The sequence below is a fragment of the Stenotrophomonas sp. 80084_Sma genome (assembly GCF_056481995.1).
Genome location: NZ_CM151177.1, coordinates 1,855,369 through 1,878,927, shown reverse-complemented (window position 1 = coordinate 1,878,927; position 23,559 = coordinate 1,855,369). Strand labels below are relative to the sequence as shown.

The 23,559-nt window shown below is 67.2% G+C and carries 25 protein-coding genes; 11 read left to right on the top strand and 14 right to left on the bottom strand.

What is annotated here, in order from left to right:
* Positions 1-52 precede the first annotated feature (52 nt).
* The 3 genes from ftsY to ACZK3W_RS08850 all read left to right on the top strand — a co-directional run bounded on the left by ftsY (position 53) and on the right by ACZK3W_RS08850 (position 2,863).
* On the top strand, positions 53-1,381 hold the full coding sequence (gene ftsY, locus ACZK3W_RS08860; RefSeq protein ID WP_279913381.1) for a signal recognition particle-docking protein FtsY: 1,329 nt from the start codon (positions 53-55) through the stop codon (positions 1,379-1,381).
* A gap of 82 nt (positions 1,382-1,463) precedes the next feature.
* Positions 1,464-2,588 carry an A/G-specific adenine glycosylase gene (gene mutY, locus ACZK3W_RS08855; RefSeq protein ID WP_478450655.1) on the top strand — a complete coding sequence of 375 codons (1,125 nt, stop codon included), beginning with the start codon at positions 1,464-1,466 and terminating at the stop codon, positions 2,586-2,588.
* Positions 2,589-2,593: 5 nt separating this feature from the next.
* Positions 2,594-2,863: an oxidative damage protection protein gene (locus ACZK3W_RS08850; RefSeq protein ID WP_049400957.1), complete on the top strand. Its 270-nt coding sequence runs from the start codon at positions 2,594-2,596 to the stop codon at positions 2,861-2,863.
* Between the two features lie 74 nt (positions 2,864-2,937).
* Here the strand turns inward: ACZK3W_RS08850 and ACZK3W_RS08845 are convergent, their stop codons facing one another.
* From ACZK3W_RS08845 to ACZK3W_RS08800, 10 genes are all read right to left on the bottom strand, one after another.
* Positions 2,938-3,387 carry a DUF6491 family protein gene (locus tag ACZK3W_RS08845; protein WP_049460626.1) on the bottom strand — a complete coding sequence of 150 codons (450 nt, stop codon included), beginning with the start codon at positions 3,385-3,387 and terminating at the stop codon, positions 2,938-2,940.
* A gap of 204 nt (positions 3,388-3,591) precedes the next feature.
* Positions 3,592-4,305, bottom strand: coding sequence for a lipoprotein-releasing ABC transporter ATP-binding protein LolD (gene lolD, locus ACZK3W_RS08840; RefSeq protein ID WP_005409083.1), 714 nt, complete (start codon positions 4,303-4,305; stop codon positions 3,592-3,594).
* A complete protein-coding gene (locus ACZK3W_RS08835) occupies positions 4,298-5,539 on the bottom strand; it encodes a lipoprotein-releasing ABC transporter permease subunit (RefSeq protein WP_099554219.1) in 1,242 nt (413 codons plus the stop codon). Before ACZK3W_RS08835 ends, lolD begins: the two co-directional genes overlap by 8 nt.
* A gap of 23 nt (positions 5,540-5,562) precedes the next feature.
* Positions 5,563-6,012, bottom strand: coding sequence for a hypothetical protein (locus ACZK3W_RS08830; RefSeq protein WP_071229280.1), 450 nt, complete (start codon positions 6,010-6,012; stop codon positions 5,563-5,565).
* Positions 5,963-6,211 carry an FAD assembly factor SdhE gene (locus tag ACZK3W_RS08825; protein WP_005409080.1) on the bottom strand — a complete coding sequence of 83 codons (249 nt, stop codon included), beginning with the start codon at positions 6,209-6,211 and terminating at the stop codon, positions 5,963-5,965. The genes ACZK3W_RS08830 and ACZK3W_RS08825 overlap by 50 nt, the downstream gene beginning before the upstream one ends.
* Positions 6,212-6,343: 132 nt before the next feature.
* Positions 6,344-7,129: a succinate dehydrogenase iron-sulfur subunit gene (locus tag ACZK3W_RS08820; protein WP_478450654.1), complete on the bottom strand. Its 786-nt coding sequence runs from the start codon at positions 7,127-7,129 to the stop codon at positions 6,344-6,346.
* Between the two features lie 66 nt (positions 7,130-7,195).
* Positions 7,196-8,986, bottom strand: coding sequence for a succinate dehydrogenase flavoprotein subunit (gene sdhA / locus ACZK3W_RS08815; RefSeq protein ID WP_049460632.1), 1,791 nt, complete (start codon positions 8,984-8,986; stop codon positions 7,196-7,198).
* Positions 8,987-9,017: 31 nt separating this feature from the next.
* On the bottom strand, positions 9,018-9,404 hold the full coding sequence (gene sdhD / locus ACZK3W_RS08810; protein ID WP_032128865.1) for a succinate dehydrogenase, hydrophobic membrane anchor protein: 387 nt from the start codon (positions 9,402-9,404) through the stop codon (positions 9,018-9,020).
* Complete coding sequence (sdhC, locus tag ACZK3W_RS08805; RefSeq protein WP_024958620.1) at positions 9,401-9,793, bottom strand: succinate dehydrogenase, cytochrome b556 subunit; 393 nt, start codon at positions 9,791-9,793, stop codon at positions 9,401-9,403. The genes sdhD and sdhC overlap by 4 nt, the downstream gene beginning before the upstream one ends.
* Before the next feature lie 56 nt (positions 9,794-9,849).
* Positions 9,850-10,020 (bottom strand): DUF1674 domain-containing protein, encoded by a 171-nt coding sequence (locus tag ACZK3W_RS08800; protein WP_005409075.1) that lies wholly within the window; start codon positions 10,018-10,020, stop codon positions 9,850-9,852.
* A gap of 39 nt (positions 10,021-10,059) precedes the next feature.
* On the opposite strand from ACZK3W_RS08800, the gene ygfZ reads away from it, so the two are divergent.
* Positions 10,060-10,935: a CAF17-like 4Fe-4S cluster assembly/insertion protein YgfZ gene (ygfZ, locus tag ACZK3W_RS08795; RefSeq protein WP_478450653.1), complete on the top strand. Its 876-nt coding sequence runs from the start codon at positions 10,060-10,062 to the stop codon at positions 10,933-10,935.
* 87 nt (positions 10,936-11,022) lie between these two features.
* Here the strand turns inward: ygfZ and ACZK3W_RS08790 are convergent, their stop codons facing one another.
* Complete coding sequence (locus tag ACZK3W_RS08790; protein ID WP_369353732.1) at positions 11,023-12,105, bottom strand: ABC transporter ATP-binding protein; 1,083 nt, start codon at positions 12,103-12,105, stop codon at positions 11,023-11,025.
* A gap of 352 nt (positions 12,106-12,457) precedes the next feature.
* On the opposite strand from ACZK3W_RS08790, the gene zwf reads away from it, so the two are divergent.
* From zwf to eda, 5 genes are all read left to right on the top strand, one after another.
* Positions 12,458-13,894 carry a glucose-6-phosphate dehydrogenase gene (zwf, locus tag ACZK3W_RS08785; RefSeq protein ID WP_049400949.1) on the top strand — a complete coding sequence of 479 codons (1,437 nt, stop codon included), beginning with the start codon at positions 12,458-12,460 and terminating at the stop codon, positions 13,892-13,894.
* On the top strand, positions 13,891-14,898 hold the full coding sequence (glk, locus tag ACZK3W_RS08780; RefSeq protein WP_049400948.1) for a glucokinase: 1,008 nt from the start codon (positions 13,891-13,893) through the stop codon (positions 14,896-14,898). Before zwf ends, glk begins: the two co-directional genes overlap by 4 nt.
* Positions 14,895-15,620, top strand: coding sequence for a 6-phosphogluconolactonase (gene pgl, locus ACZK3W_RS08775; protein ID WP_049423528.1), 726 nt, complete (start codon positions 14,895-14,897; stop codon positions 15,618-15,620). The genes glk and pgl overlap by 4 nt, the downstream gene beginning before the upstream one ends.
* 58 nt (positions 15,621-15,678) lie before the next feature.
* The gene (edd, locus tag ACZK3W_RS08770; RefSeq protein WP_478450652.1) at positions 15,679-17,595 is read left to right on the top strand and encodes a phosphogluconate dehydratase; all 1,917 of its coding nucleotides are present in this window, start codon (positions 15,679-15,681) and stop codon (positions 17,593-17,595) included.
* A 205-nt stretch (positions 17,596-17,800) separates the two neighbouring features.
* On the top strand, positions 17,801-18,460 hold the full coding sequence (eda, locus tag ACZK3W_RS08765) for a bifunctional 4-hydroxy-2-oxoglutarate aldolase/2-dehydro-3-deoxy-phosphogluconate aldolase (RefSeq protein ID WP_032128859.1): 660 nt from the start codon (positions 17,801-17,803) through the stop codon (positions 18,458-18,460).
* A 329-nt stretch (positions 18,461-18,789) separates the two neighbouring features.
* Here the strand turns inward: eda and ACZK3W_RS08760 are convergent, their stop codons facing one another.
* The 3 genes from ACZK3W_RS08760 to ispG form a co-directional block, all read right to left on the bottom strand.
* Positions 18,790-19,437, bottom strand: a complete 648-nt coding sequence (locus ACZK3W_RS08760) for a response regulator (RefSeq protein ID WP_004153112.1) — start codon at positions 19,435-19,437, stop codon at positions 18,790-18,792.
* 201 nt (positions 19,438-19,638) lie between these two features.
* On the bottom strand, positions 19,639-20,388 hold the full coding sequence (locus tag ACZK3W_RS08755) for a phosphatase PAP2 family protein (protein WP_478450651.1): 750 nt from the start codon (positions 20,386-20,388) through the stop codon (positions 19,639-19,641).
* Complete coding sequence (gene ispG, locus ACZK3W_RS08750) at positions 20,369-21,634, bottom strand: flavodoxin-dependent (E)-4-hydroxy-3-methylbut-2-enyl-diphosphate synthase (protein ID WP_478450650.1); 1,266 nt, start codon at positions 21,632-21,634, stop codon at positions 20,369-20,371. The genes ACZK3W_RS08755 and ispG overlap by 20 nt, the downstream gene beginning before the upstream one ends.
* 114 nt (positions 21,635-21,748) lie before the next feature.
* Here ispG and ACZK3W_RS08745 point away from each other — a divergent pair, with 114 nt between their 5' ends.
* On the top strand, positions 21,749-22,975 hold the full coding sequence (locus tag ACZK3W_RS08745; RefSeq protein WP_094000016.1) for an ATP-binding protein: 1,227 nt from the start codon (positions 21,749-21,751) through the stop codon (positions 22,973-22,975).
* Positions 22,972-23,541, top strand: a complete 570-nt coding sequence (locus ACZK3W_RS08740) for a response regulator transcription factor (RefSeq protein WP_012510702.1) — start codon at positions 22,972-22,974, stop codon at positions 23,539-23,541. Before ACZK3W_RS08745 ends, ACZK3W_RS08740 begins: the two co-directional genes overlap by 4 nt.
* Positions 23,542-23,559: the final 18 nt, after the last annotated feature.

Here is a 23,559-nt window from a genome sequence, read left to right as displayed (position 1 = left end):
CCCGACAGGCCCGAGTGGTAGCATATCCCTCTGATTTCAGCGCCTTTTGCCAATGCTCAGTTTTTTCCGCCGCAAGAAGCCCCAGGATGCCCCCGCAACGGAGGCGCCCAAGACCCAGCACTACTCGGCTGAAGAGCTGGCGGCGGCATTCCCGTCGGCCGCGCCGGTCGAGGACAAGGAGCCGGCGCCGGTAGCAGTACCGGCCGAGCCTGTACCGGTCGAGCCGCCCCCAGCAACCGCCGTTCCGGTCGCTGTCGAGCCCACCCCGGTTATTCCGGCCCCAGCCGCACCGGTTCCGGCAGCTCCTGCGCCGACGGCTCAGATCGACGTCGCCCCTATCGCGACTCCGGCCATCGAACCGGCCCCCGTACCGCTGCCTGAGCCCACCCCGGCACCGACACCGGCACCGGTCACCGACGACCTGCCTGCCGCCGCCTCGATCGACGCCGTTCCGGCGCCGGCTGGCAAGCCCGGCTGGCGCGAGCGCCTGCGCAACAGCGTCATCGCGCGCAGCTTTGGTGGCCTGTTCTCGCGCAACCCCAAGCTTGACGACGACCTGCTGGACGAGCTGGAAACCGCACTGATCACCGCCGACGTCGGCGTGGGCGCCACCACCGACCTGGTCGAGGGCCTGCGCAAGCGCATGAAGTCGCGCGAGTTCGCCGACGCCAATGCGCTGCTGGCCGCGCTGCGCGCGGAGCTGATCGCGATCCTGCAGCCGGTGGCCAAGCCGCTGGTGATCGACCGCAACGCCAAGCCCTTCGTGGTGCTCACCGTCGGCGTCAACGGCGTCGGCAAGACCACCACCATCGGCAAGCTGGCCAAGCGCTTCAAGGACGATGGCCACAGCCTGATGCTGGCCGCCGGTGACACCTTCCGCGCCGCCGCCGTGGCACAGCTGCAGGCCTGGGGCGAGCGCAACGGCGTGGCCGTGGTCGCGCAGGGGCAGAACGCCGATGCCGCTTCGGTGGCATTCGACGCGCTGCAGGCCGGCAAGGCCCGTGGCACCTCGGTGCTGATCGCCGACACCGCCGGCCGCCTGCATACCCAGTCCGGCCTGATGAACGAGCTGGGCAAGATCCGCCGCGTGCTCGGCAAGATCGACCCCACCGCCCCGCACGAAGTGCTGATGGTGATCGACGGCACCACTGGCCAGAACGCGCTGTCGCAGCTGCGCCAGTTCAATGCCGCAGTGAACGTGACCGGGCTGGTGGTGACCAAGCTGGACGGCACCGCCAAGGGCGGCGTGGTGTTCGCGCTGGCCCGCGAGTTCGGCATTCCGATCCGTTTCGCCGGCATCGGCGAGCGCCCGGAAGACCTGCGCGTGTTCGACCCGGAAGCTTTCGTCGACGCCCTGCTGCCCGAAGCGCTGGGCGCCTGATACACCGTGCAGCCACGCATGGCGTGGCTCTACTGCAATCCAGTAGAGCCACCCCACGGGTGGCTGCCTCTCTGGAACACCGATGCCCCGCCAGCCGCACGCCAGCGCCGGAACCACGCAGACTGACGACTTCGTCGCCCACCTGCTGCATTGGTTCGACGACCACGGCCGCCACGACCTGCCCTGGCAGCACCCACGCAGTCCCTACCGGGTCTGGCTGTCGGAAATCATGCTGCAGCAGACCCAGGTGAGTACGGTCATCCCGTATTTCCAGCGGTTCCTGCAGCACTTCCCGACCCTGCCCGACCTTGCCGCAGCCAGCAACGACGCGGTGATGGCGCAGTGGGCCGGGCTCGGCTACTACGCCCGCGCACGCAACCTGCATGCCGCTGCTAAGCGCTGCATGGAACTGCACGACGGCGACCTGCCGCGTGATTTCGATGCATTGCATGCCCTGCCCGGCATCGGCCGCAGCACCGCCGGTGCGATCCTCAGCCAGGCCTGGAACGACCCGTTCGCGATCCTCGATGGCAACGTCAAGCGGGTGCTCAGCCGCTACCACGGCATCGATGGCTTCCCCGGGCTGCCGGCCATCGAGAAGCAGCTGTGGGCGATCGCCGAGGCGCATGTGGCGCAGGTGCCGGCCGGGCGCATGGCCGACTACACGCAGGCGCAGATGGACCTGGGCGCGACGGTGTGCAGCCGTGCCAAACCGGCCTGCGTGATCTGCCCGTTGCAGGATGACTGCGTGGCACGGCGCGAAGGCCGCACGGCTGAACTACCCACGCCCAGGCCCAGCAAGACCCTGCCCGAGCGCGAGGCCGTTGCGCTGCTGCTGCGCGACGCCCAGCAGCGTGTGCTGCTGCAGAAGCGGCCGGACACCGGCATCTGGGCGCAGTTGTGGACGCTGCCGCAGGCCGATGCCGGCAGCGTGCTGCAGGACTGGTTCGACGTGCACGTCGACGGCTCGCTGGAAGAGGCCGAAGAGCTGCCAGTGCTGCAGCACACCTTCAGCCACTACAAGCTGCATCTGCAGGTATTGTCGCGGCAGGTACACGGACTGCGCATGGAAGAACCCACGCTGCGCTGGGTCGCCAGCGACGAACTGCACGCGCTGGGCCTGCCGGCACCGATCCGCAAACTGCTCGACGGCGCAACGATCAATACGCCGAAACGAAATTCCAAGAAACCCCGCAACCACGAGTGAATGCCATGTCCCGAACCGTCTTCTGCCAGTACGAACAACGCGATGCCGAGGGCCTGGACTTCGTGCCCTACCCCGGCGAACTGGGCCAGCGCATCTTCAACAGCATCGGCAAGCAGGCGTGGGCTGCGTGGCTGGCGCACCAGACCATGCTGATCAACGAGAACCGCCTGTCGCCGCGCACGCCGGAGCATCGCGCGTTCCTTGAAGGCGAGCTGGTCAAGTTCCTGTTCGAGAAGGACGCGGAAAAGCCGGCCGGCTTCACCCCGGAAGCCTGACACACAGGTAGTGCCGGCCGCTGGCCGGCAACCTGGCATCTGCGCGATGCCGGCCAGCGGCCGGCACTACCACGCTATTTCGTGCTTTCCTCGCGCTCCTGCACCTGCGCTTGGCGCAGCTCCTGCTCGGAGGCGCGCAGCGCCTTCACGTCCAGCTTGCGGATGCTGTCGATGAAGCACGGCATGCGCGGGCCACCGGCAGGGTCGCGCACCAGCACCTTGTCGAATCGCGCCGAAACACGGTTCATCTGGCTGGTCAGGCCGATGGCGGTGGCATACGGCAGGTCCTGGCAGGGACCCCTCAATTCCAGCAGATAGGCCTCGCTGGGACGCGTCCACACCGCCAACGCGCTGTCACCCAGTTCGGTCCAGCCGTTGAGGCTGCCGAAGAACTGCATGTCGTTCTGCGGCGCGCCGGCATGGGCACGGTACAGGTCAAGTTTCTCGGCAGAGCTGAGCCGGCCGGTGGTCGCGCAGGCGGCCAGGGCCAGGCAGAGTCCGGCCATCAGGATCGGGGTCTTCATGGCGATCTCCTCGGGGAACTGTCGCCATCATGCGCCTGCGCAGACAACGCCGGCGCGAAAGCCAGTACCCCATTCAGCAGCTGGTCGGCGGTCGCCCCAAGCAGGCCCAAGGCTCCGGATTCCGGTAGCCGCCAACCTTGGTTGGTGCTTGCCCTGCAAGAGCAGCCGACCAAGGTCGGCTTCCACCAAAGCGGGCCCAGCGCCTCAGACGTCGGCGTGGGCCAGCGCGTGCAGGCGCCCCTCGCGCAGCTCCAGCACCCGGTCCAGGCGCCGTGCCAGGCTGCGGTCGTGGGTCACCAGCACCAGGCTGGTATGCCGCGCCCGGTTGAGCTCCAGCATCAGCTCGAACACCGTTGCAGCCGTGCGGTCATCCAGGTTGCCGGTCGGCTCGTCCCCGAGCACGCAGGCCGGATGATTGACCAGCGCACGCGCCACTGCGGCACGCTGGCGTTCGCCACCGGACAGTTCGCCGGGCTTGTGGTCCAGGCGATGGCCAAGGCCGACCGCTTCCAGCAGCGTGGTGGCCCGGCTGCTCGCCTCGGCTACTGCAGTACCGGCCAGCAGTACCGGCATCATCACGTTTTCCAGCGCGGTGAACTCAGGCAGCAGGTGGTGGAACTGGTAGACGAAGCCCAGCGCCTGGTTGCGCAGCAGGCCGCGCGCGGTATCGGACAGCGCTGACATGCGCTGGCCGGTCACATAGACCTCGCCGGCGGTCGGAATGTCCAGGCCACCCAGCAGGTGCAGCAGCGTGCTCTTGCCGGCGCCGGAGGCACCGATGATCGCCACCGTTTCGCCGGCGGTCACGGTCAGGTCCAGGCCATCGAACACCGGGGTCTGCATGCGCCCTTCGGCGTAGGTCTTGCCCAGTGCTTCGGCGCGGATCACTTCATCGCCGCGGTTGAAGACCTTATTCATAACGCAGGGCCTCCGCCGGCTGGGTGCGTGCTGCCCGCCAGGCGGGATACAGGGTGGCCAGGAAGCTCATCAGCAGCGCGACCACGGTGATCGCCACCACGTCGCCGGTCTGCATGTCGGTCGGCAGGCCGGTGATGTAGTACACATCCTCCGGCATCAGCTTGACGTTGAACACGCTCTCGATGGCACCGAGGATGCGCTCCAGGTTGAGTGTGAGGGTGATGCCACCGATCAGGCCGGCCAGCGTGCCGAAGATGCCGATCAGCGAACCCTGCACCATGAACACCTGCATCACCCCGCCCGGGGTCAGGCCGAGCGTGCGCAGGATGGCGATGTCGGCCTGCTTGTCAGTGACCAGCATCACCTGCGAGGACACCAGGTTGAACGCGCCCATGGCGATGATCAGCGACAGCAGGATGCCCATCACCACCTTCTCCATGCGCAGCGAGTGGTAGAGGTTGGCGTTCTGCTGGGTCCAGTCACTCACGCGGTACGCACCACCGAGGTTCTGCGCGAGGTCCACGCCCACTTCCAGCGAGCGGTCCATGTCGTGCAGTTTCAGCCGCACGCCGGTGGCACCGTCGCTGCGCAGCACGCGCTCCAGGTCCTGCATGTTGGCGAAGCCGACGCCGCGGTCGACCTCGTTGTAGCCGGCCTCGAAAATTCCGCTCACGGTAAAGCGTTTCATCCGTGGCACCGCACCGGCAGGCGTGCCCTGCACTTCGGCGAACGTCACCAGCACCTGATCGCCAACGTCCACGCCCAGCCAGATCGCCAGCTCCTTGCCCAGCAGCAGGTTGAAGCTGCCCGGCGTGAGGCTGTCATAGCTGCCCTTGGTGACCTTCTTGTCGATCACCGATACCTTCGGCTCCAGCGCCGGATCGATGCCCTGGATGATCGCGCCCTGCACGCGCGGGCCGCTGATCATCGACTGGATCTCGATGTACGGCGCAGCACCGGCCACGCGCGGGTCCTTGCTGGCCACGTCGACTACGCGCATCCAGTCCGGCATCGGCTCGCCGTCGCGGCTGATGGTGGTGTGCGCGGTCATCTGCAGCAGGCGGCTGCGGATTTCCTTCTGGAAACCGCTCATCACCGCCAAGGTGGTGATCAGCACCGTGACGCCGAGCGCGATGCCCAGGATCGATGCCATCGAGATGAAGGAGATAAAGCCGTTGCGGCGCTTGGCGCGCAGGTAGCGCAGGCCAATGGCCACGGGAATGGGTTTGAACATGCAGGCACGCCGGTCAATTCAGCTTATGGTGCCATCGACCGGGGCCTACGGGAAACGCCACGTGCGGCCACGGCCAGTCGCAGTTCACGTCGCTGCCCGGAATCGAGCACATCCGGCCAGAACAGCAGGCGCCGGCGGCGGCGATCCTCACGCCAGAGCAACAACAGCCATGGACCACGCACGACCAGCTGGGGTGTATCGGCGTCCTGCCCGGCCACCTGCAGCGGCTCGGGCGGTGCTGGCAGAAGCACCTGCACGCGCGGCCTGCGCTGTCGCCAGGCCAGTTCGGCCAACCCGATGACCCAGGCCAGCACCACCGCGGGCATCAGCAACCGTGAAGGCAGATCCGATGCGCGCAGCAGCCAGGGCGCAGCCAGCAGCACCGCCAACTGGGCGGCAGCCTGCAGCCGCGAGGGGCGCCACTCAAGGCTTGAGGGCGAGGATCTTCTGCATGAGGGGGATCGCGTGCGCATGTGGACAGGCCTCATAGCCCATGAACCAGCGCCACAACTTATCGTCCTCGCAGTCGAGCAGGAACAGGAAAACCTCGCGCTCTTCGGTCGGCGCAGTGCTCCATTCGTGGTCCAGGTAGCGACCGAACAGCTGGTCCAGCTCACGCATGCCGCGGCGGCAACGCCAGCGCAGCTTCTTCAGCAGAACGTCTTCTTCCATCATGTTTCTCCAGATACAGCAAAGCCACGCATGGCGTGGCTCTACTGGGGTGGCACAGCCACGCATGGCGTGGCTCTACTGGGGTGGCACAGCCACGCGTGGCGTGGCTCTACCGGGTACAGCCAGGCCTGATCAGGCGCGGCGTTCCATCATCAGCTTCTTGATCTCGGCGATCGCCAGCGCCGGGTTCAGGCCCTTCGGGCAGGTCCGGGCGCAGTTCATGATGGTGTGGCAGCGGTACAGCTTGAACGGATCTTCCAGATCGTCCAGGCGCACACCGGTGTCCTCATCGCGCGAGTCGATGATCCAGCGGTAGGCCTGCAGCAGGATCGCCGGGCCCAGGTAACGCTCGCCGTTCCACCAGTAGCTCGGGCAGCTGGTCGAGCAGCAGGCGCACAGGATGCACTCGTACAGGCCGTCCAGCTTCTTGCGGTCTTCCGGCGACTGCAGGCGCTCACGATCCGGCGGTGCCGGAGTCTGGGTGCGGATCCACGGCTTGATCGAGGCGTACTGCGCGTAGAAGTGGGTCAGGTCCGGAACCAGATCCTTGACCACGTTCATGTGCGGCAGCGGGTAGATCGGCACTTCCTTCTTGCCGCAGTCCGAGATGGCTCGGGTGCAGGCCAGGGTGTTGGTGCCGTCGATGTTCATCGCGCACGAACCACAGATACCTTCGCGGCAGGAGCGGCGGAAGGTCAGGGTCGGGTCGATCTCGTTCTTGATCTTGATCAGGGCGTCCAGGACCATCGGGCCACAGGCGTCCAGATCGACTTCATAGGTATCGGTGCGCGGGTTGCTGTCGTCGTCCGGACTCCAGCGGTAGATCTTGAAGGTGCGCACGTTCTTGCCGCCGTTCTTGACGGGGAAGTGCTTGCCCTTCGTGATCTTGGAATTCTTGGGGAGTGAAAACTCGGCCATGGCTGCTCTCGTTGGCTCAGGCGGCCCGCGCCCGTGGGCGCGGATTGCATGGTAGGCGGGGTCGGATCAGTACACGCGCGGCTTCGGCGGCACCACGGACACGTCGTCGGTCAACGTGTACATGTGCACCGGACGGTAGTCGAAGCTGCACTTGCCCTTCTCGTCGACGCTGACCAGGGTGTGCTTCTGCCAGTTGACGTCGTCGCGGTCCGGATAGTCCTCGTGCGCATGCGCGCCGCGGCTTTCCTTGCGCTGTTCGGCCGAGTTGATCGTCGCCACCGCGTTGAGCAGCAGGTTGTTCAGCTCGTAGGTCTCGATCAGGTCCGAGTTCCAGACCAGCGAACGGTCGGAGACCTTCACGTCCTGGAACGAGTCGAAGATCTTGTCCATCTTCTCGCAGCCTTCCTTCAGCGTCTGGCTGGTGCGGAAGACCGCCGCGTCGGCCTGCATGGTGCGCTGCATGCGATCGCGGATGACCGAGGTCGGGGTATCGCCGTTGGCGTGGCGCAGCTTGTCCAGCAGGCCCAGCGCCTTGTCGCAGGCATCGGCCGCCAGCGGCTTGTGCGACGCGCCCGGCTTGATGGTCTCGGCGCAACGGTTGGCCACCGCACGACCGAACACCACCAGGTCCAGCAGCGAGTTCGAGCCGAGGCGGTTGGCACCGTGCACCGACACGCAGGCGGCTTCGCCGATCGCGTACAGGCCCGGGATCACCGCATCGGGGTTGTCGCCATCCTTGCGCACCACTTCGCCGTGGTAATTGGTCGGAATGCCGCCCATGTTGTAGTGCACGGTCGGGATCACCGGGATCGGCTGCTTGTGCACGTCGACGCCGGCGAAGATGCGGGCGCTCTCGGCAATGCCCGGCAGCTTCTCGTCGATCACGCCCGGGCCAAGGTGGGTCAGGTCGAGCAGGATGTGGTCCTTGTGCTCGCCGACGCCGCGGCCTTCGCGGATCTCGATGGTCATCGAACGGCTGACCACGTCGCGCGAGGCCAGATCCTTGTAGTGCGGTGCGTAACGCTCCATGAAGCGCTCGCCGCTGCTGTTGCGCAGGATGCCGCCTTCACCGCGGACACCCTCGGTGATCAGGCAGCCGGCGCCGTAGATGCCGGTCGGGTGGAACTGCACGAACTCCATGTCCTGCATGGCGATGCCGGCACGCATGGCCAGGCCGCCACCGTCACCGGTGCAGGTGTGCGCCGAGGTGGCGCTGAAGTAGGCACGGCCGTAACCGCCGGTGGCCAGCACCACGCCCTGGGCGCGGAACAGGTGCAGGGTGCCGTCGGACATGTCCAGAGCCAGCACGCCGCGGCAGGCGCCTTCGTCGTCGAAGATCAGGTCGAGCGCGAAGTACTCGATCATGAAGCGCGCATCGTGCTTCAGCGACTGCTGGTACAGGGTGTGCAGCATCGCGTGGCCGGTACGGTCGGCCGCCGCGCAGGTACGCTGCGCCGCCGGGCCTTCGCCGTACTTGGTGGTCATGCCACCGAACGGACGCTGGTAGATCTTGCCTTCGGCGGTGCGCGAGAACGGCACGCCGTAGTGTTCGAGCTCGATGATGGCCGGGATGGCCTCACGGCACATGTATTCGATGGCGTCCTGGTCGCCCAGCCAGTCCGAACCCTTGATGGTGTCGAAGAAGTGGTAGCGCCAGTCGTCCTCGCCCATGTTGGCGAGTGCGGCCGAGATACCGCCCTGGGCGGCAACGGTGTGCGAACGGGTCGGGAAGACCTTGGTCAGGCACACGGTCTGCAGGCCCTTGGCGGCCAGGCCGAACGTGGCGCGCAGGCCGGCGCCGCCGGCGCCCACCACGACCATGTCGTACTTGTGTTCGGTGATCTTGTAAGCGGACATCTAATCTGGATTCCTGTGTAGGTGCCTGGGCTCAGGCAACGCCGAGGGCGATGCGGCCCACCGCAAACACACTGACGATCATGCCGAGCACGGCGACGAACTTCACCGCGGTCTGCAGCACCAGGGCCAGCAGCGATTCGTGGATGTAGTCTTCCAGCACGACCTGCATGCCGAGCTGCGCGTGCCAGAACATGGCGATCAGCAGGCCGATCAGCGGCACGGCGTTCCACGGCTTGGCCACGGCGGCGGCGGCGGTCGCGTAGTCCGAGCCCAGCAGGCCCAGCACGAAGACCAGGAACCAGATGCCCAACGCCACCAGGGCGGCGGCGGTCAGGCGCTGGTGCACGAAGTGCTCGGTGCCGGTCTTGGCCGAGCCAAGGCCACGCACGCTCTTCAACGGGGTACGGAACTTGCTCACGCGGCACCTCCGAACATCACATAGGCCCACACCAGCAGGGTGATCACCAGGCTGCCGATGACCGACAGCCAGCTGCTGCGGATGAAGGCGGGGATGCTGAAGCCGATGGCGAAGTCCTGCACCACATGGCGGATGCCATTGCACAGGTGATAGGCGAACGACCATGTCCACGCGAACAGGAACACGCGGCCATACCAGGCCCCGGCATGGCCGGTGAAGCAGTTCCAGGACTCGGGCCCCATCATCAGGGCCAGCAGGCCGGCGGCGATGATGAGGGCACCAACAGACAGAAAGACGCCAGTGGCTCGATGCAGGATCGAGGTGGCCATCTGAATCTGCCAGCGATACACCTGAAGGTGCGGGGAAAGTGGGCGTTGTCTGGTCGCCATTCGCTGGGCTCGTTGTCTCGGCTGGGCGGCACGCGGCCGCGTTGGCTCAATGCTGATCAGAAATCGATGCAGCGTCCGTTTTTCTCCCAATCGCCATACCGCACCGGATCAAGTCCGCCGCGGCCGCCGAATTCTTCTGCTTTTTCCTGTTCCACGGGCACGGGTGCCGCGGGGACCAGCGGGGCTTCAGATTCGTCGTCGGGAGTGGGGGTTGTTTGGCCTATCATGTTCGGTCTCGCAACGCACAAATTTTAGACCTCGTTCACGTGCCTGACAACCTGCCCCCTGCTTTCGTCGGATATCCGCGCCTGCCCGGCCACCAGCTGCTGAGCCTGCAAGGCCCGGATGCGGCTGTCTTTGCCCACGCCCAGTTCAGCAGCGATGTCACCGCCCTGCCCCTGCAGCACTGGCAGTGGAGTGCCTGGCTGAGCGCCAAGGGCCGCACCCTGGCGGTGTTCCAGCTGCTTCGGCTGGCCGACGACCACGTGACGCTGGTGCTGGCCGACGGCGATGCCGATGCGATTGCGTCGCAACTGCAGCGCTTCGTGTTCCGCCGCAAGGTGAAGGTGCAGGTGCGCAGCGATCTGGCCGTGGCCGGCGCGTTCACCGCACCCGAGGCCGCCAGCGGCGCCGCGATTGCGCAGACCGCAGGTGACGGTTGGGAGCTGGACCTGGGCAGCGATGCCCTGCCGCGCACTCTGCGTATCGGCAGCGCCGATGCCTTCGCCGCCGGCAGCGAAGCCGATGAGGCCGCCTTCACCCTGGCCTGGCGCCAGGCCGACCTGCGCTATGGCCTGCCGCGGCTGGAAGAAAGCCAGCGCGAAGTGTGGACCCCGCAGCAGCTGGGGTTGGACCGCCTGAACGGTTACAGCGTGAAGAAGGGCTGCTATCCCGGCCAGGAAATCGTCGCCCGCACCCACTTCCTCGGCAAAGCCAAGCGCGCGGTGCAGCTGCTGCATACCGCGGCACCGGCGCAGGCCGGCGATGGCGTGCAGCAGGATGGCGCAGCGCTGGGCACGATTGCCTGCGTGGCCGGCGACCTGGCACTGGCGGTGCTGCCACTGGAAGCCAGCGACGCTGATCTGCAGGTGGGTGATGCGATCGCGCAGCGCATGCCGTTGCTGGATGGCCTGGCGCGCTGAGCCCGGTGGATGAAGGAATGGTAGTGCCGGCCGCTGGCCGGCAACCATGCATGGTTGAAGTTGCCGGCCAGCGGCCGGCACTACCCGTTACAGCCGCTCGCCGGATTCCGGGTTGAAGAAGTGCAGGCCCTGCGGGTGGATCGCCACGCGGATCTGCTCGCCCACCGCCGGCAGCGACTGCGGCGCCACGCGCATGGTCAGCGCGTGCTGGCCACTGCTCAGGTTGACGAAGATCTCGTTGCCGACCGGTTCGATGCCTTCAATGCGTGCGGCAAATGCATGCGCATCATCGGCACGGGCCGGCTGCAGGTGTTCCGGGCGCACGCCCACCGCGATCGGCTTCTGCAGCCACGCCGGATCGATCGTGGCCTGGCCCAGCGGTGCCCGCCATTCGCCGTCGACCACGGTCACGCCACCGGCATCGCCCTGCAGCGTGCCACGCAGCACGTTCATCGCCGGGCTGCCGAGGAAACCGGCCACGAACAGATTGGCCGGGCGGTCGTACAGCGCCATCGGCGTATCGATCTGCTGGATGATGCCGTCCTTCAGCACCACGATGCGCTGGCCCAGGGTCATTGCTTCGACCTGGTCGTGCGTCACGTAGATCATGGTGGTGCCCAGCTTGCGATGCAGCTGCGCGATCTCGGTACGCACGCTGTGGCGCAGCTTGGCGTCGAGGTTGGACAGCGGCTCGTCCAGCAGGAACACCGCCGGCTCGCGCACCAGTGCACGGCCCAGCGCAACACGCTGGCGCTGGCCACCGGACATCGCCTTGGGCAGCTTGTCCATCATCTCGGTCAGGCCCAGGGTCTGCGCTGCTTCGGCGATGCGCTTGTCGATGGTCGCCTTGTCATGCCCGCGCAGCTTCAGGCCGAAGGCCAGGTTCTCGGCCACGGTCATGTGCGGGTACAGCGCGTAGCTCTGGAACACCATGGCGATGTCGCGGTCCTTCGGCGCCACGTCGTTGACCACGCGATCACCGATGGTCAGCGTGCCGCCGCTGATCTCCTCCAGGCCAGCCACCATCCGCAGCAGGGTCGACTTGCCACAGCCGGACGGACCGACCAGCACCATCAGCTCGCCATCGGCGACCTCGAAGCTGGCGTCCTTCACCGCGACCTGGCCGTTGTCATAGACCTTGCGCACACCCTGCAACTGCACTTTTGCCATATCACCTATCCGGTCCGCCCGAAGCCGGGCTGTCTTTTGGGACTGCCTCGGCCCTCCCGATGGCAGTGATGATTGCGCGCCTGCCGCATGACGGCGAGCACTGCAATCGAATACAGTTGCCCATTCTGCCATGTAAACGTTTTCACGTGGCACTATCCGATGATCGGTGCGCACCGATCTGCGTCGGCGGTTGAACGAAGGTTCCGCCGAGGCAGTGGTTTCGAATGGAACGGTCTTCCGCTACCCCGGAGATCGCACCTGACGAACCTCGGACAGGCAGTTGCGCGGATGTCCCCCGAACCCAGCCATGAAGCGATTGACAACGATGTCACCCGGATCTGAAACTCGAGCGATGCACGACACCCTCTTCCTGTTCGGTGCCACAGGTGATCTGGCCCAGCGCTACCTGTTCCCTTCGCTGCTTCGCCTGCTTGGCGACGGCCTGCTGCCGGAGGACTTCCGCATCCGTGCGCTGGCCCTGTCCGGGCATGACACCGAAGCCTTCCATGACATCCTGCGGCCGCGCCTGCAGCAGGCCATGCCGATGGCCACGCAGGACGACATCAGCGCCCTGCTGCGCCGCATCGACTATCGTTCGGTGGACCTGCGCGACGTCGACTCGGTTGCCGCCGCGGTCTCCGACCTGGTGCACCGCAAGTGCGTCAGCTACCTGGCCATTCCGCCGGGCCTGTACATCTCCACCTGCGAAGGCCTGGCCAAGGGTGGCGCCCTCGCCGCACCGGCACGCCTGATGCTGGAGAAGCCGATCGGCAGCGACAGCGAGAGCGCCGAGGAAATCATCAGCACCATCGGCCAGTGGATCGACGAGGACCGCGTGTTCCGCCTCGACCACTACCTGGGCAAGGCCGCAGTGCAGAACCTGATCGCGCTGCGCTTCGGCAACACGCTGCTGGAAGCGGTGTGGAACCGCAACTACATCGAATCGGTGCACATCCTGGTGGCCGAGAGCGAAGGCGTGGATGGCCGCGACGCCTACTACGCCCGCTCAGGCGCGCTGCGCGACATGGTGCAGAGCCACATCCTGCAGCTGCTGTGCATGGTGGCGATGGAGCCGCCGGCCTCGCTGGAAGCCGACCGCATCCGCGACGAGAAGGTCAAGGTGCTGCGCGCCCTGCGCCCGCTCGATGCCAAGCACGCCGCGCGTGACAGCATCCGTGGCCGTTACACTGCCGGTACCATCAACGGCCAGCCGGCCCAGGCCTACCAGCCGCCGGAAGGCAGCGACGTGGAGACCTTCGCCGGGGTCACCGCGCATATCGACAACTGGCGCTGGAGCGGCGTGCCGTTCCACCTGGTCACCGGCAAGCGCCTGCCCGAACGCACCACCCGCGTGGTGGTCACGCTGAAGCCGGTCACCCACTGGCTGTTCGAGCGCCCGCAGCGCGCGCAGGCCGCACCGAACCGCCTGGTGTTCCAGCTGCAGCCGCAGGAAAACATCGAACTGGGCCTGATGAGCAGCCTGGCCGGCCCGGAATGGGGCGCGCTGGAACTGCATCCGCTGGAACTGGAACTGTCGGTGCCGACTGGCCTGCACCGCCGCATCGCCTACGAACGCCTGTTCCTGGATGCCTTCAACGGCAACCACACGCTGTTCGTGCGCGATGACGAAGTGCGCGCCGCCTGGGCGTGGATCGACAGCGTCGCCGACGCCTGGAAGGATGCCAAGCTGCCGCTGGAACCCTACCCCGCCGGCCAGTGGGGCCCGGCCAACGCGGGCGAGTTCCTGCCGCAGGGCGTGGACGCGCCGGACAGCGGAGCGTCGGCATGAGTGCCAGCTCGCAGCCGGTGCTGGTCGCCGACATCGGCGGTACCAACGCCCGCTTCGCCCTGGCCGACACCTCGCAGGACGCACCGCTGCAGAAGGACAGCATCCGCGAGTACGCGGTGGCGGAGTTCCCGTCGCTGGGTGATGCCGCGCGCCACCATCTGGAACAGATCGGCGCCACGGCCAGCCGCGGCGTGTTCGCGGTGGCCGGTCGCGTCGACGGTGACGAAGCGCGCATCACCAACCACCCGTGGGTGATCTCGCGCAGCCGCACCGCCGCCATGCTCGGCTTCAACGAACTGCACCTGATCAACGACTTCGCCGCACAGGCGATGGCGATTTCGCTGCTGCAGCCCGATGACGTGGTCCAGGTCGGCGGTGCGGCCTGGGTGCCGGGCAAACCCGGCCAGCCGCGCAACTACGCGGTGATCGGGCCGGGTACGGGCCTGGGTGTCGGTGGCCTGATCCTGCGCCACGGCCGCTGCTACCCGCTGGAAACCGAAGGCGGCCATGTCAGCTTCCCGCCGGGAACCCCGGAGGAGATCCGCATCCTGGAGATCCTGTCCGAACAGTTCGGCCGCGTCTCCAACGAGCGCCTGATCTGCGGCCCTGGCCTGGTCAACATCCATCGCGCGGTATGCGAGATGGCCGGCATCGATCCGGGCCAACTGCAGCCGGTGGACGTGACCGCCCGCGCCCTGCACGGTGACCCGCAGGCGATGCGCACCGTCGATGTGTTCTGCGCCGTGTTCGGCGCCATCGCAGGCGACCTGGTGCTGACCCAGGGCGCGTGGGACGGCGTGTTCCTGACCGGCGGGCTGACCCCGAAGATGCTCGATTCGCTGCAGCACTCCGGGTTCCGCCAGCGCTTCGAACACAAGGGCCGCTTCTCCTCGATCATGGCGCGGGTGCCCTCGTTGGCCGTGATGCACCCCCACGCCGGACTACTGGGCGCCGCCGCCTATGCCGCCGACGCCGAACGTGACGCACCTGGAGTTGCCGCATGAGCCCCACCACCTTCCACGACGACCGCATCGAGTTCATCCAGCACGGCGATGCCGATGGCTGGATCGAGGCGGTGGCCGCCGAGATGGCGCAGACCCTCAACCACGACATCAACGAAGTGGGCCGCGCCCGCATCCTGTTGTCTGGCGGCACCACGCCGGCACCGGTGTACCAGGCGCTGGCCGAACTGGACGTGCACTGGGACCGCGTGGAAGTGAGCCTGGCCGATGAGCGCTGGCTGTCGCCGCAGGATCGCGACAGCAATGCCTGGCTGGTGCGCGAGAATCTGCTCAAGCGCGCCGAGGGTGCCCACTTCGATCCGCTGGTGCGGATCGGCAAGCCGCTGCCGGAATGCGTGTACACCGCCAACCTGCAGGCGCAGCACAGCCAGCCGCCGAGCCTGGTGGCACTGGGCATGGGCAACGACGGCCACACCGCCTCGCTGTTCCCCGGCTCGAAGGACCTGGCCCGCGCACTGGAAAGCACCCTGCCCTACGCGGCGCTGGATGCCACCGGCTGCCCGGGCGCGAACCAGTGGCCGCTGCGCATCACCCTGACCCCGCATGGCCTGCGCCAGTGCCGCCAGCGCCTGCTGCTGCTGCGCGGCAAGCAGAAGCTGCAGGTGCTGCGCCAAGCGCTGGACAGCAATGACGCCCAGCAGTACCCCATCCTCAATGCGATCAATCTGGACGGCGCGCGCCTGCGCGTCCACTGGGCTGATTGATGTCGGCGGCGGCGCCGCGCCGCCGCTTGCCTCTCGCCACCACGAACGCCGGTAGCCAATGAGCCTCCATCCGCAACTGCAAGCCATCACTGAGCGCGTCATCCGCCGCAGCGCCGCCTCGCGTGCCGCCTACCTGGCCGCGATCGACGCCTCGCTGCGTGAAGGCCCGTTCCGCAGCCGCCTGAGCTGCGGCAACCTCGCCCACGGGTTCGCCGCCTGCGGCGGCACCGACAAGAGCCGCCTGCGCGGCGGCGTGACGCCGAACCTCGGCATCATCACCGCCTACAACGACATGCTGTCGGCGCACCAGCCGTTCGAGACCTATCCCGAGCAGATCCGCGAGATCGCCCGCGAGCTGGGCGCCACCGCACAGGTGGCCGGCGGCGTGCCGGCGATGTGCGACGGCGTCACCCAGGGCCGCGGCGGCATGGAACTGTCACTGTTCTCGCGCGATGTGATCGCGCAGGCCACCGCGATCGGGCTCAGCCACGATATGTTCGACACCACCGTCTACCTCGGTGTGTGCGACAAGATCGTGCCGGGCCTGCTGATCGGTGCGCTGGCCTTCGGCCATCTGCCGGCGGTGTTCGTGCCGGCCGGCCCGATGACCCCGGGCATCCCGAACAAGCAGAAGGCCGAAGTGCGCGAGCGCTATGCCGCCGGCGAAGCCACCCGCGAAGAACTGCTGGAAGCGGAGTCCGCGTCGTACCACGGCGCCGGCACCTGCACCTTCTACGGCACTGCCAATTCCAACCAGGTACTGCTGGAAGCGATGGGCGTGCAGCTGCCGGGCGCATCGTTCGTCAATCCAGGCACGCCGTTGCGCGACGCCCTCACCCATGAAGCCACCGAGCGCGCGCTCGACATCACGGCACTCGGCGACGACTTCCGCCCGTTGGGCCGGATCATCGACGAACGCGCGATCATCAACGCGGTCATTGCGCTGATGGCGACCGGCGGTTCGACCAACCACACCATCCACTGGATCGCGGTGGCGCGTGCGGCCGGCATCGTGCTGACCTGGGACGACTTCGACGAGCTGTCACAGCTGATTCCGCTGCTGGCCCGCGTCTACCCGAACGGCGAAGCCGATGTAAACCGCTTCGCCGCAGCAGGCGGCCCGGCCTTCGTGTTCGGCGAACTGATCAAGGCCGGCCTGATGCACGGCGACCTGGTCAGCGTGGCGCGTGGCGGCATGGCCGACTACGCACGCGAACCGCAGCTGCGCGACGGCAAGCTGGTCTACCTGCCGGGCCTGGAACGCAGCGCCGATGACGAAGTGGTGCGTGGCGTCGACAATCCGTTCGAGCACCAGGGTGGCCTGCGCCTGCTGCGTGGCAACCTGGGCAAATCGCTGATCAAGTTGTCGGCGGTGAAGCCGCAGTACCGCACGATCGAAGCACCGGCCGTAGTGGTGGATGCACCACAGGTGTTGAACAAGCTGCATGCCGGTGGCCTGCTGCCCGAGCATTTCGTGGCGGTGGTGCGTTACCAGGGCCCGCGAGCGAACGGCATGCCGGAACTGCATTCGCTGGCGCCGCTGCTGGGTCTGCTGCAGAACCAGGGCCGGCGCGTGGCGCTGGTCACCGACGGCCGCCTGTCCGGCGCCTCGGGCAAGATTCCGGCAGCGATCCACGTGACGCCGGAAGCGGCGCGGGGTGGTCCGCTGGCCAAGGTCCGCGAGGGCGACATGATCCGCCTGGATGGCGAGGCCGGCACGCTGGAAGTGCTGGTGGACGCAGCCGAATGGGCTGCACGTCCGCTGGCGCCGAACACCGCGCCTGCCGCGCATGATCTGGGCCGCAACCTGTTCGCGATCAACCGTCGTGTGGTGGGTCCGGCCGACCAGGGTGCGATTTCGATTTCGTGCGGGCCGGCGGCGGCTGATGGTGGGCCGTGGGAGTACGACGCGGAGTATGAGCTGGGGCACGATGCCGCGGCGGCGGCGGCGCCGCATGAGGCGAAAGACGCCTGAAGCGAAAAGCCGCGGCAGGCTTCCCGGCTTGGGCAGTAGAGCGCCCTGGCCGGGACACGCCGTAAACCCATCCATGGGGGCTCGATCGCGGCATCCATGCCGCTCACGGTCCCGGCCAGGGCGCTCTACTGCCCTTGGACAATTCCCGGCGCGTCATTTGCGCTGCGGCCACTGAATCAAGAAGAGCAAAGGCAAGGGCAAAAGCATGGGTATCGAACAACATCAGGTGAAGGCGGCGGAGCTGTTGCGTGCGGCAGGCATCCTGCCGGTGGTGACGATTCATACGCTGGACCAGGCGCGTGCGGTCAGCGCGGCGCTGCTGGAAGGTGGTTTGCCGGCGATCGAGCTGACCCTGCGTACGCCAGTGGCAATGGAAGCGCTGGCGATGCTCAAGCGTGAGCTGCCGGACGTGGTGGTGGGCGCCGGCACGGTGCTGACCGTGGAGCAGATGCAGCAGTCGATCGATGCGGGCGCGGACTTCCTGGTGACCCCGGGTACGCCGCCGGCGCTGGCTGATGCACTGGCCGCTGCGCCGCTGCCGGTGGTGCCGGGTGCGGCAACGCCGACCGAGCTGCTGTCGCTGTACGCGCGCGGCTTCCGCGTGTGCAAGCTGTTCCCGGCCACGGCCGTGGGCGGGCTGGCGATGATCAAGGGCCTGGCCGGCCCGGTCGCCGACCTCAAGCTGTGCCCGACCGGTGGCATCACCGAAAACACCGCCGCCGAATACCTCGAGCAGAAGAACGTGGTCTGCATCGGTGGTTCGTGGATGGTGCCGGGCAACTGGATCGCCGACGGCGAATGGGACAAGGTGCGCGCCAGCGCCGCAGACGCGGCAAAGATCATCAAGCGCGTGCGCGGCCACTGAGCCCGACAAAGGTGTAGAGCCGAGCCCAAGCTCGGCTCGGCGTCATAAGGGGTCAGAGCCCTTTCCCACCGGGAAAGGGATCCGACCCCAGGCGACGAGCGCGCACAGCGCGCGACCCGCTCCTGCTCTTCCTTCTTCATTCCGCGGTGGCGGCGCACGGAAACTGTCCGTGGCCCTGCGGAGGGATTGCGCAGGGGCGTAAGCGCCATGGATGGCGCGCCCGAGCCTCCAGGGATGGATTCACGGCGTCCCCTGCGCAATCCCTCCGCAGGGCCAACCCCACGAATCCTGCCGCACACCGCGAGGGGCTTCGCCGTTGGCCGAACCCCTTACAGCGGCCGTGCCGGATCCACCAGCCCGTACTGGCTGGCCATCCGCGCCAACGCGATGTTGTCGTGGATCCCCATCTTCTCGAACAACCGCGCCTTGTGCGTGTTCACCGTCTTCGCACTCAGGCTCAGCCGCCGCGCGATGTCTTCCTGGCGCAGGCCCTGGGTCAGCAGCAACGCCACCTCCAGCTCGCGCGGGGACAGGCTGTCGAACGGCGAACCGTTGCCTTCCACCGTCGACAGCGCCAGGTTCTGCGCGATGCTGGTGCCCAGGTAACGGCGGCCACCGGCCACGTCACGCACCGCGCGCAACAGCTCCTGCGCATCGCAGCCCTTGCCGATGTAACCGGCGGCGCCAGCCTCGAGCAGCCGCTTCGGCAGCGGGCCATCTTCCAGCACCGACACGATCACCACGCGGGTATTGCGGTGGCTGCGCACGATGCGCTCGGTCACTTCCATGCCGCTCACACCCGGCAGGTGCAGGTCACACAGCACCACATCGGGCAGCAGCTGGCGGACTTCACGCAGCGCGTCTTCGCCGGTCTCGGCTTCGCCCACCACCTCGATGTCGGTTTCCCCCGACAGAATCATCTTCATCCCGGTGCGGACCAGCGCGTGGTCATCCACCAGGTAGACTCGAATCGTCATTCACGTACCTCTTCGAATGCGGCCATTGCAGGTCAAGCTAGGCAGGGTGCCGATACCCCTGCAAGCGCGTTCGGAATGCGACCCCGGCAATCTGCCTTGCGCATCACACTACCGCGCGTTGTGCTTGCCCCCTGTCTTGCAGAACCTGCTGCAACGAAACAACTGATCTATCACGTAGACGTCCCTCAAGGGCCATCCACGTCAATCCCCCTGTGATGATGCTTCGCTGGCCTTCGCTGGCGGCGAGCCGTGACGTCGCCATGGGTGCCGGCGACTGAACATGACCAGATAGCACCCTACCACCCAAACCAGCGCGGCACACCATCCGGCCAGGATATCGGAGGGGTAATGCACCCCCAGGTAGACCCGGGACACGCTGACCAGCAGGCTGAATGCCGGTGCCAGCAGCAGCACCGGCCAGCGCCAGCGGGTGTTCCAGGCCAGCAGTACCAGGGTCACTGCCAGGGTCATCGAGCCCATCGCATGGCCGCTGGGGAAGCTGAACGTCGATTCCGGCGCGATCGATTCCCACAGGCTGGGGCGCTGGCGCTGGAAGAAGTGCTTGCTGCCCATGTTCAGCAGCGCCGAGCCGACGAAGCTGACCGCCACGAAGGTCGCCTCGCGCCAACGCCGGTAGCCCAGCAGCACGCCGATGATCAGCACGTCGGCCGGGATCAGGAACCATTCGTAGCCCAGTCTGGAAATGAGCACGAAGAAGCGGTCCAGCAGCGGCGAATGCAGGCCATGCATCTGCCACAGCAGCGGCGCATCGAAATGGAACGATTCAAACTCGTGCACATCGTCAGCCAGGGCGACGAAGCCGGCCAGCGGCAGCAGCACGCCACCGAACAGCAGGACCAGGCGCCAGGCATTGCGCGCCATCCAGTGGCGGAAGCCGGAGGCGGACTCCGGTGCAGCGAGGATCGCAGGCTTATCCGGCGCTTCGGACATACTTGTGTTCGACGTAATCGTCGATCAGGGCGACGAATTCCTGGGCGATGTTCTCACCACGCAGGGTCACCTTCTTTTCGCCATCGACGAACACCGGCGCTGCAGGCGTTTCACCCGTGCCGGGCAGCGAGATGCCGATATTGGCATGGCGCGACTCACCCGGTCCGTTGACGATGCAGCCCATCACCGCCAGGGTCATGTTCTCCGCACCCGGGTGGTGGATCTTCCACAGCGGCATCTTCTCGCGCACGTGGTTCTGTACCACCTTGGCCAGCTCCTGGAAGAACTCGGAGGTGGTGCGGCCGCAGCCCGGGCAGGCCGTGACCAGCGGCGTGAAGGCGCGCTGGCCGGTGGTCTGCAACAGTTCCTGGGCGACGATCACTTCCTGCGTACGCGACTGGCCCGGTTCCGGGGTCAGCGAGATGCGGATGGTGTCACCGATGCCCTCCTGCAGCAGCACGCTCAGCGCCGCGGACGAGGCGACGATGCCCTTGCTGCCAATTCCGGCCTCGGTCAGGCCCAGGTGCAGGGCGAAATCCGAGCGCTGGGCCAGGTCGCGGTACACCGCGATCAGCTCCTGCACGCCACTGACCTTGGCCGACAGCACGATGCGGTCGCGCGGCAGGCCGAGCTCCACCGCCTGCTCTGCCGAATCCAGCGCCGAGCGGATCAGCGCCTCGCGCAGCACGCGGCCGGCGTCCCAGGGCTGCTCACGCAGGTTGTTCTCGTCCATCAGCTTTGCCGCCAGGGCTTGGTCCAGCGAGCCCCAGTTGGCACCGATGCGCACCGGCTTGTTGTAGCGGATCGCAAACTCGATCAGCTGGGCGAACTGCAGGTCCTTCTTCTTGCCGAAGCCGACATTGCCCGGGTTGATGCGGTACTTGGCCAGCGCTTCGGCACAGGCCGGTTCGGCGGTCAGCAGCTGATGGCCGTTGTAATGGAAGTCACCGATCAGCGGCACGTCGATGCCCATCATCGCCAGCTTGTCGACAATGCGCGGGATCGCCGCAGCCGCCTCCACGGTATTGACGGTCAGCCGCACCATTTCCGAACCCGCACGCCACAAATCGGCCACCTGCTTCACGCTGGAGGCCACGTCGGAGGTATCGGTGTTGGTCATCGACTGCACCACGACCGGCTTGCCTCCGCCTACGGTGACCCCGCCGATCTGGACGGCATGGGTCTGGCGGCGGGGCCAGGCAGTGGCATCGGAAGGGGGCGTCGGGCGGGTAACGGCGTCGTGCATGGGCGCATTCTACCGCCCGCCTCCGCATTCCGGGTGACTCGCATTCAGCCGGCGGCACGGCTGCGGCCGATTGTCGCAGGCACGGTCACGCGTGAACGCATACGATGAGCGTGAATGACCGGTCCCGACGCCCCGTTTCTCCGAACCCTGTGCAGCCTGCGCTGGCTTGCCGTAGGCGGCCAGGCCGCCACCATCCTGGTTGCCACCTGGGTGCTGGGCCTGCCGTTGCCGCAGCTGCCATTGTGGGCGGGCGTGGCCGTGCTGACCCTGTTCAACATCTACACCCAGCTGCGCCCGGAGGCGGCCGACACCGCGCCACTGACCGCATTCGGCCACATTCTGGTGGACGTGATCATCCTGACCTGGATGGTGGGCTGGAGTGGCGGCATGGCCAACCCGTTCAGTTCGCTGTTCCTGATCCTGATCGCGCTCGCCGCGTTCGCCCTGCCCCTGCGCTGGGCACTGGCGGTGGCGCTGGCCTGCCTGCTCGGCTACGCCGCCAGCGGCATCTTCGGCCAGTCGCTGCCGGATGGCTATTTCCGCGCCCAGGACCTCAACCGCTGGGGCGTGGTCGCCAATTTCCTGATTTCCGCAGCGGTCGTGCTGACCTTTTCCACCCGCCTGGCACTGGCGCTGCGCCAGCGCGAACTGGAACTGTCGGCCCTGCGCGAACGCTTCGCCCGCAACGAGGGCATCGTCGCCCTGGCCACCCATGCCGCCTCGGTGGCGCATGAACTGAACACGCCGCTGGCGACCATGACGCTGCTCGCCGATGACGTCGCCGAGCGCAGCGAAGAGCCCGAAGTACGCGAAGACATGGAAACCCTGCGCGAGCTGCTGGTGCAGTGCCGCGAGCGCGTGCTGGCGCTGGCCGCACCGGCCTCGGCCGATGCACCGGGTCGCAGCCACTCCAGCGCCCAGCAGGTACTGGAACAGTGGCGCCTGGTGCGGCCGACCATCGACCTGCATCGCAATGACGATGCGCCGCTGCGGCTGCCACTCGACCCGGGCGTGGGCCATCTGCTGATGGTCCTGCTCAACAATGCCGCCGATGCCGGCGAGCAGGCCGGCCGGCCGCGCGTGGACCTGGACCTGCGCATCGAAGGCGACGACCTGATCGGCGAAGTCCGCGACTACGGCCACGGCTTCGACGCCCGTGCCGCGGTGCTGCCGGGCAAGCTGTTCGGCAGCAGCAAAAGCGAGGGCATGGGCGTCGGCCTGGCCCTGTCCCATGCCACCATCGAACGCCTCGACGGCGAGATGTGGATGCGCCCGGCCCAAGGGGCCGGCAGCCGCGTCGGCTTCCGCCTGCCGCTGGCCCCACGTGAGGACACCCCATGAGCCTTCATCACTCCACCCTGGGCCTGCTGGTCGACGACGACGAACTGTACCTGCGCACCCTGCAGCGCAGCCTGGCCCGCAAGGGGCTTGAAACACAGACCGCACAGGATGCCGCCAGTGCGCTGGCGCTGGCCCGCCAGCATCCGCCGGCGTTCGCGCTGATCGACCTGAAGCTGGGCAGCGATTCCGGCCTGGCACTGATCCAGCCGCTGCGTGCCCTGCGCGCGGACATGCGCATCCTGCTGGTGACCGGCTATGCCAGCATCGCCACCGCGGTGGAGGCGATCAAGCTCGGTGCCGACGACTACCTGCCGAAGCCGGCCACGGTACCGATGATCCTGCGCGCGCTCGGCGAGGAAGACGACGGCCCGGCCGACGATGGTGAAATGGAAGTGCCTGATGCGATGACGCCGATCAGCCGCCTGCAGTGGGAACACATCCAGCAGGCGATGCACGAGACCGGCGGCAACGTGTCCGCAGCCGCCCGCCTGCTCGGCATGCACCGGCGTTCGCTGCAGCGCAAGCTGGCCAAGCGGCCGAGCCCGGAACGCGATCCCAGCCGTTGATCGCCGGACCCGTCCGGC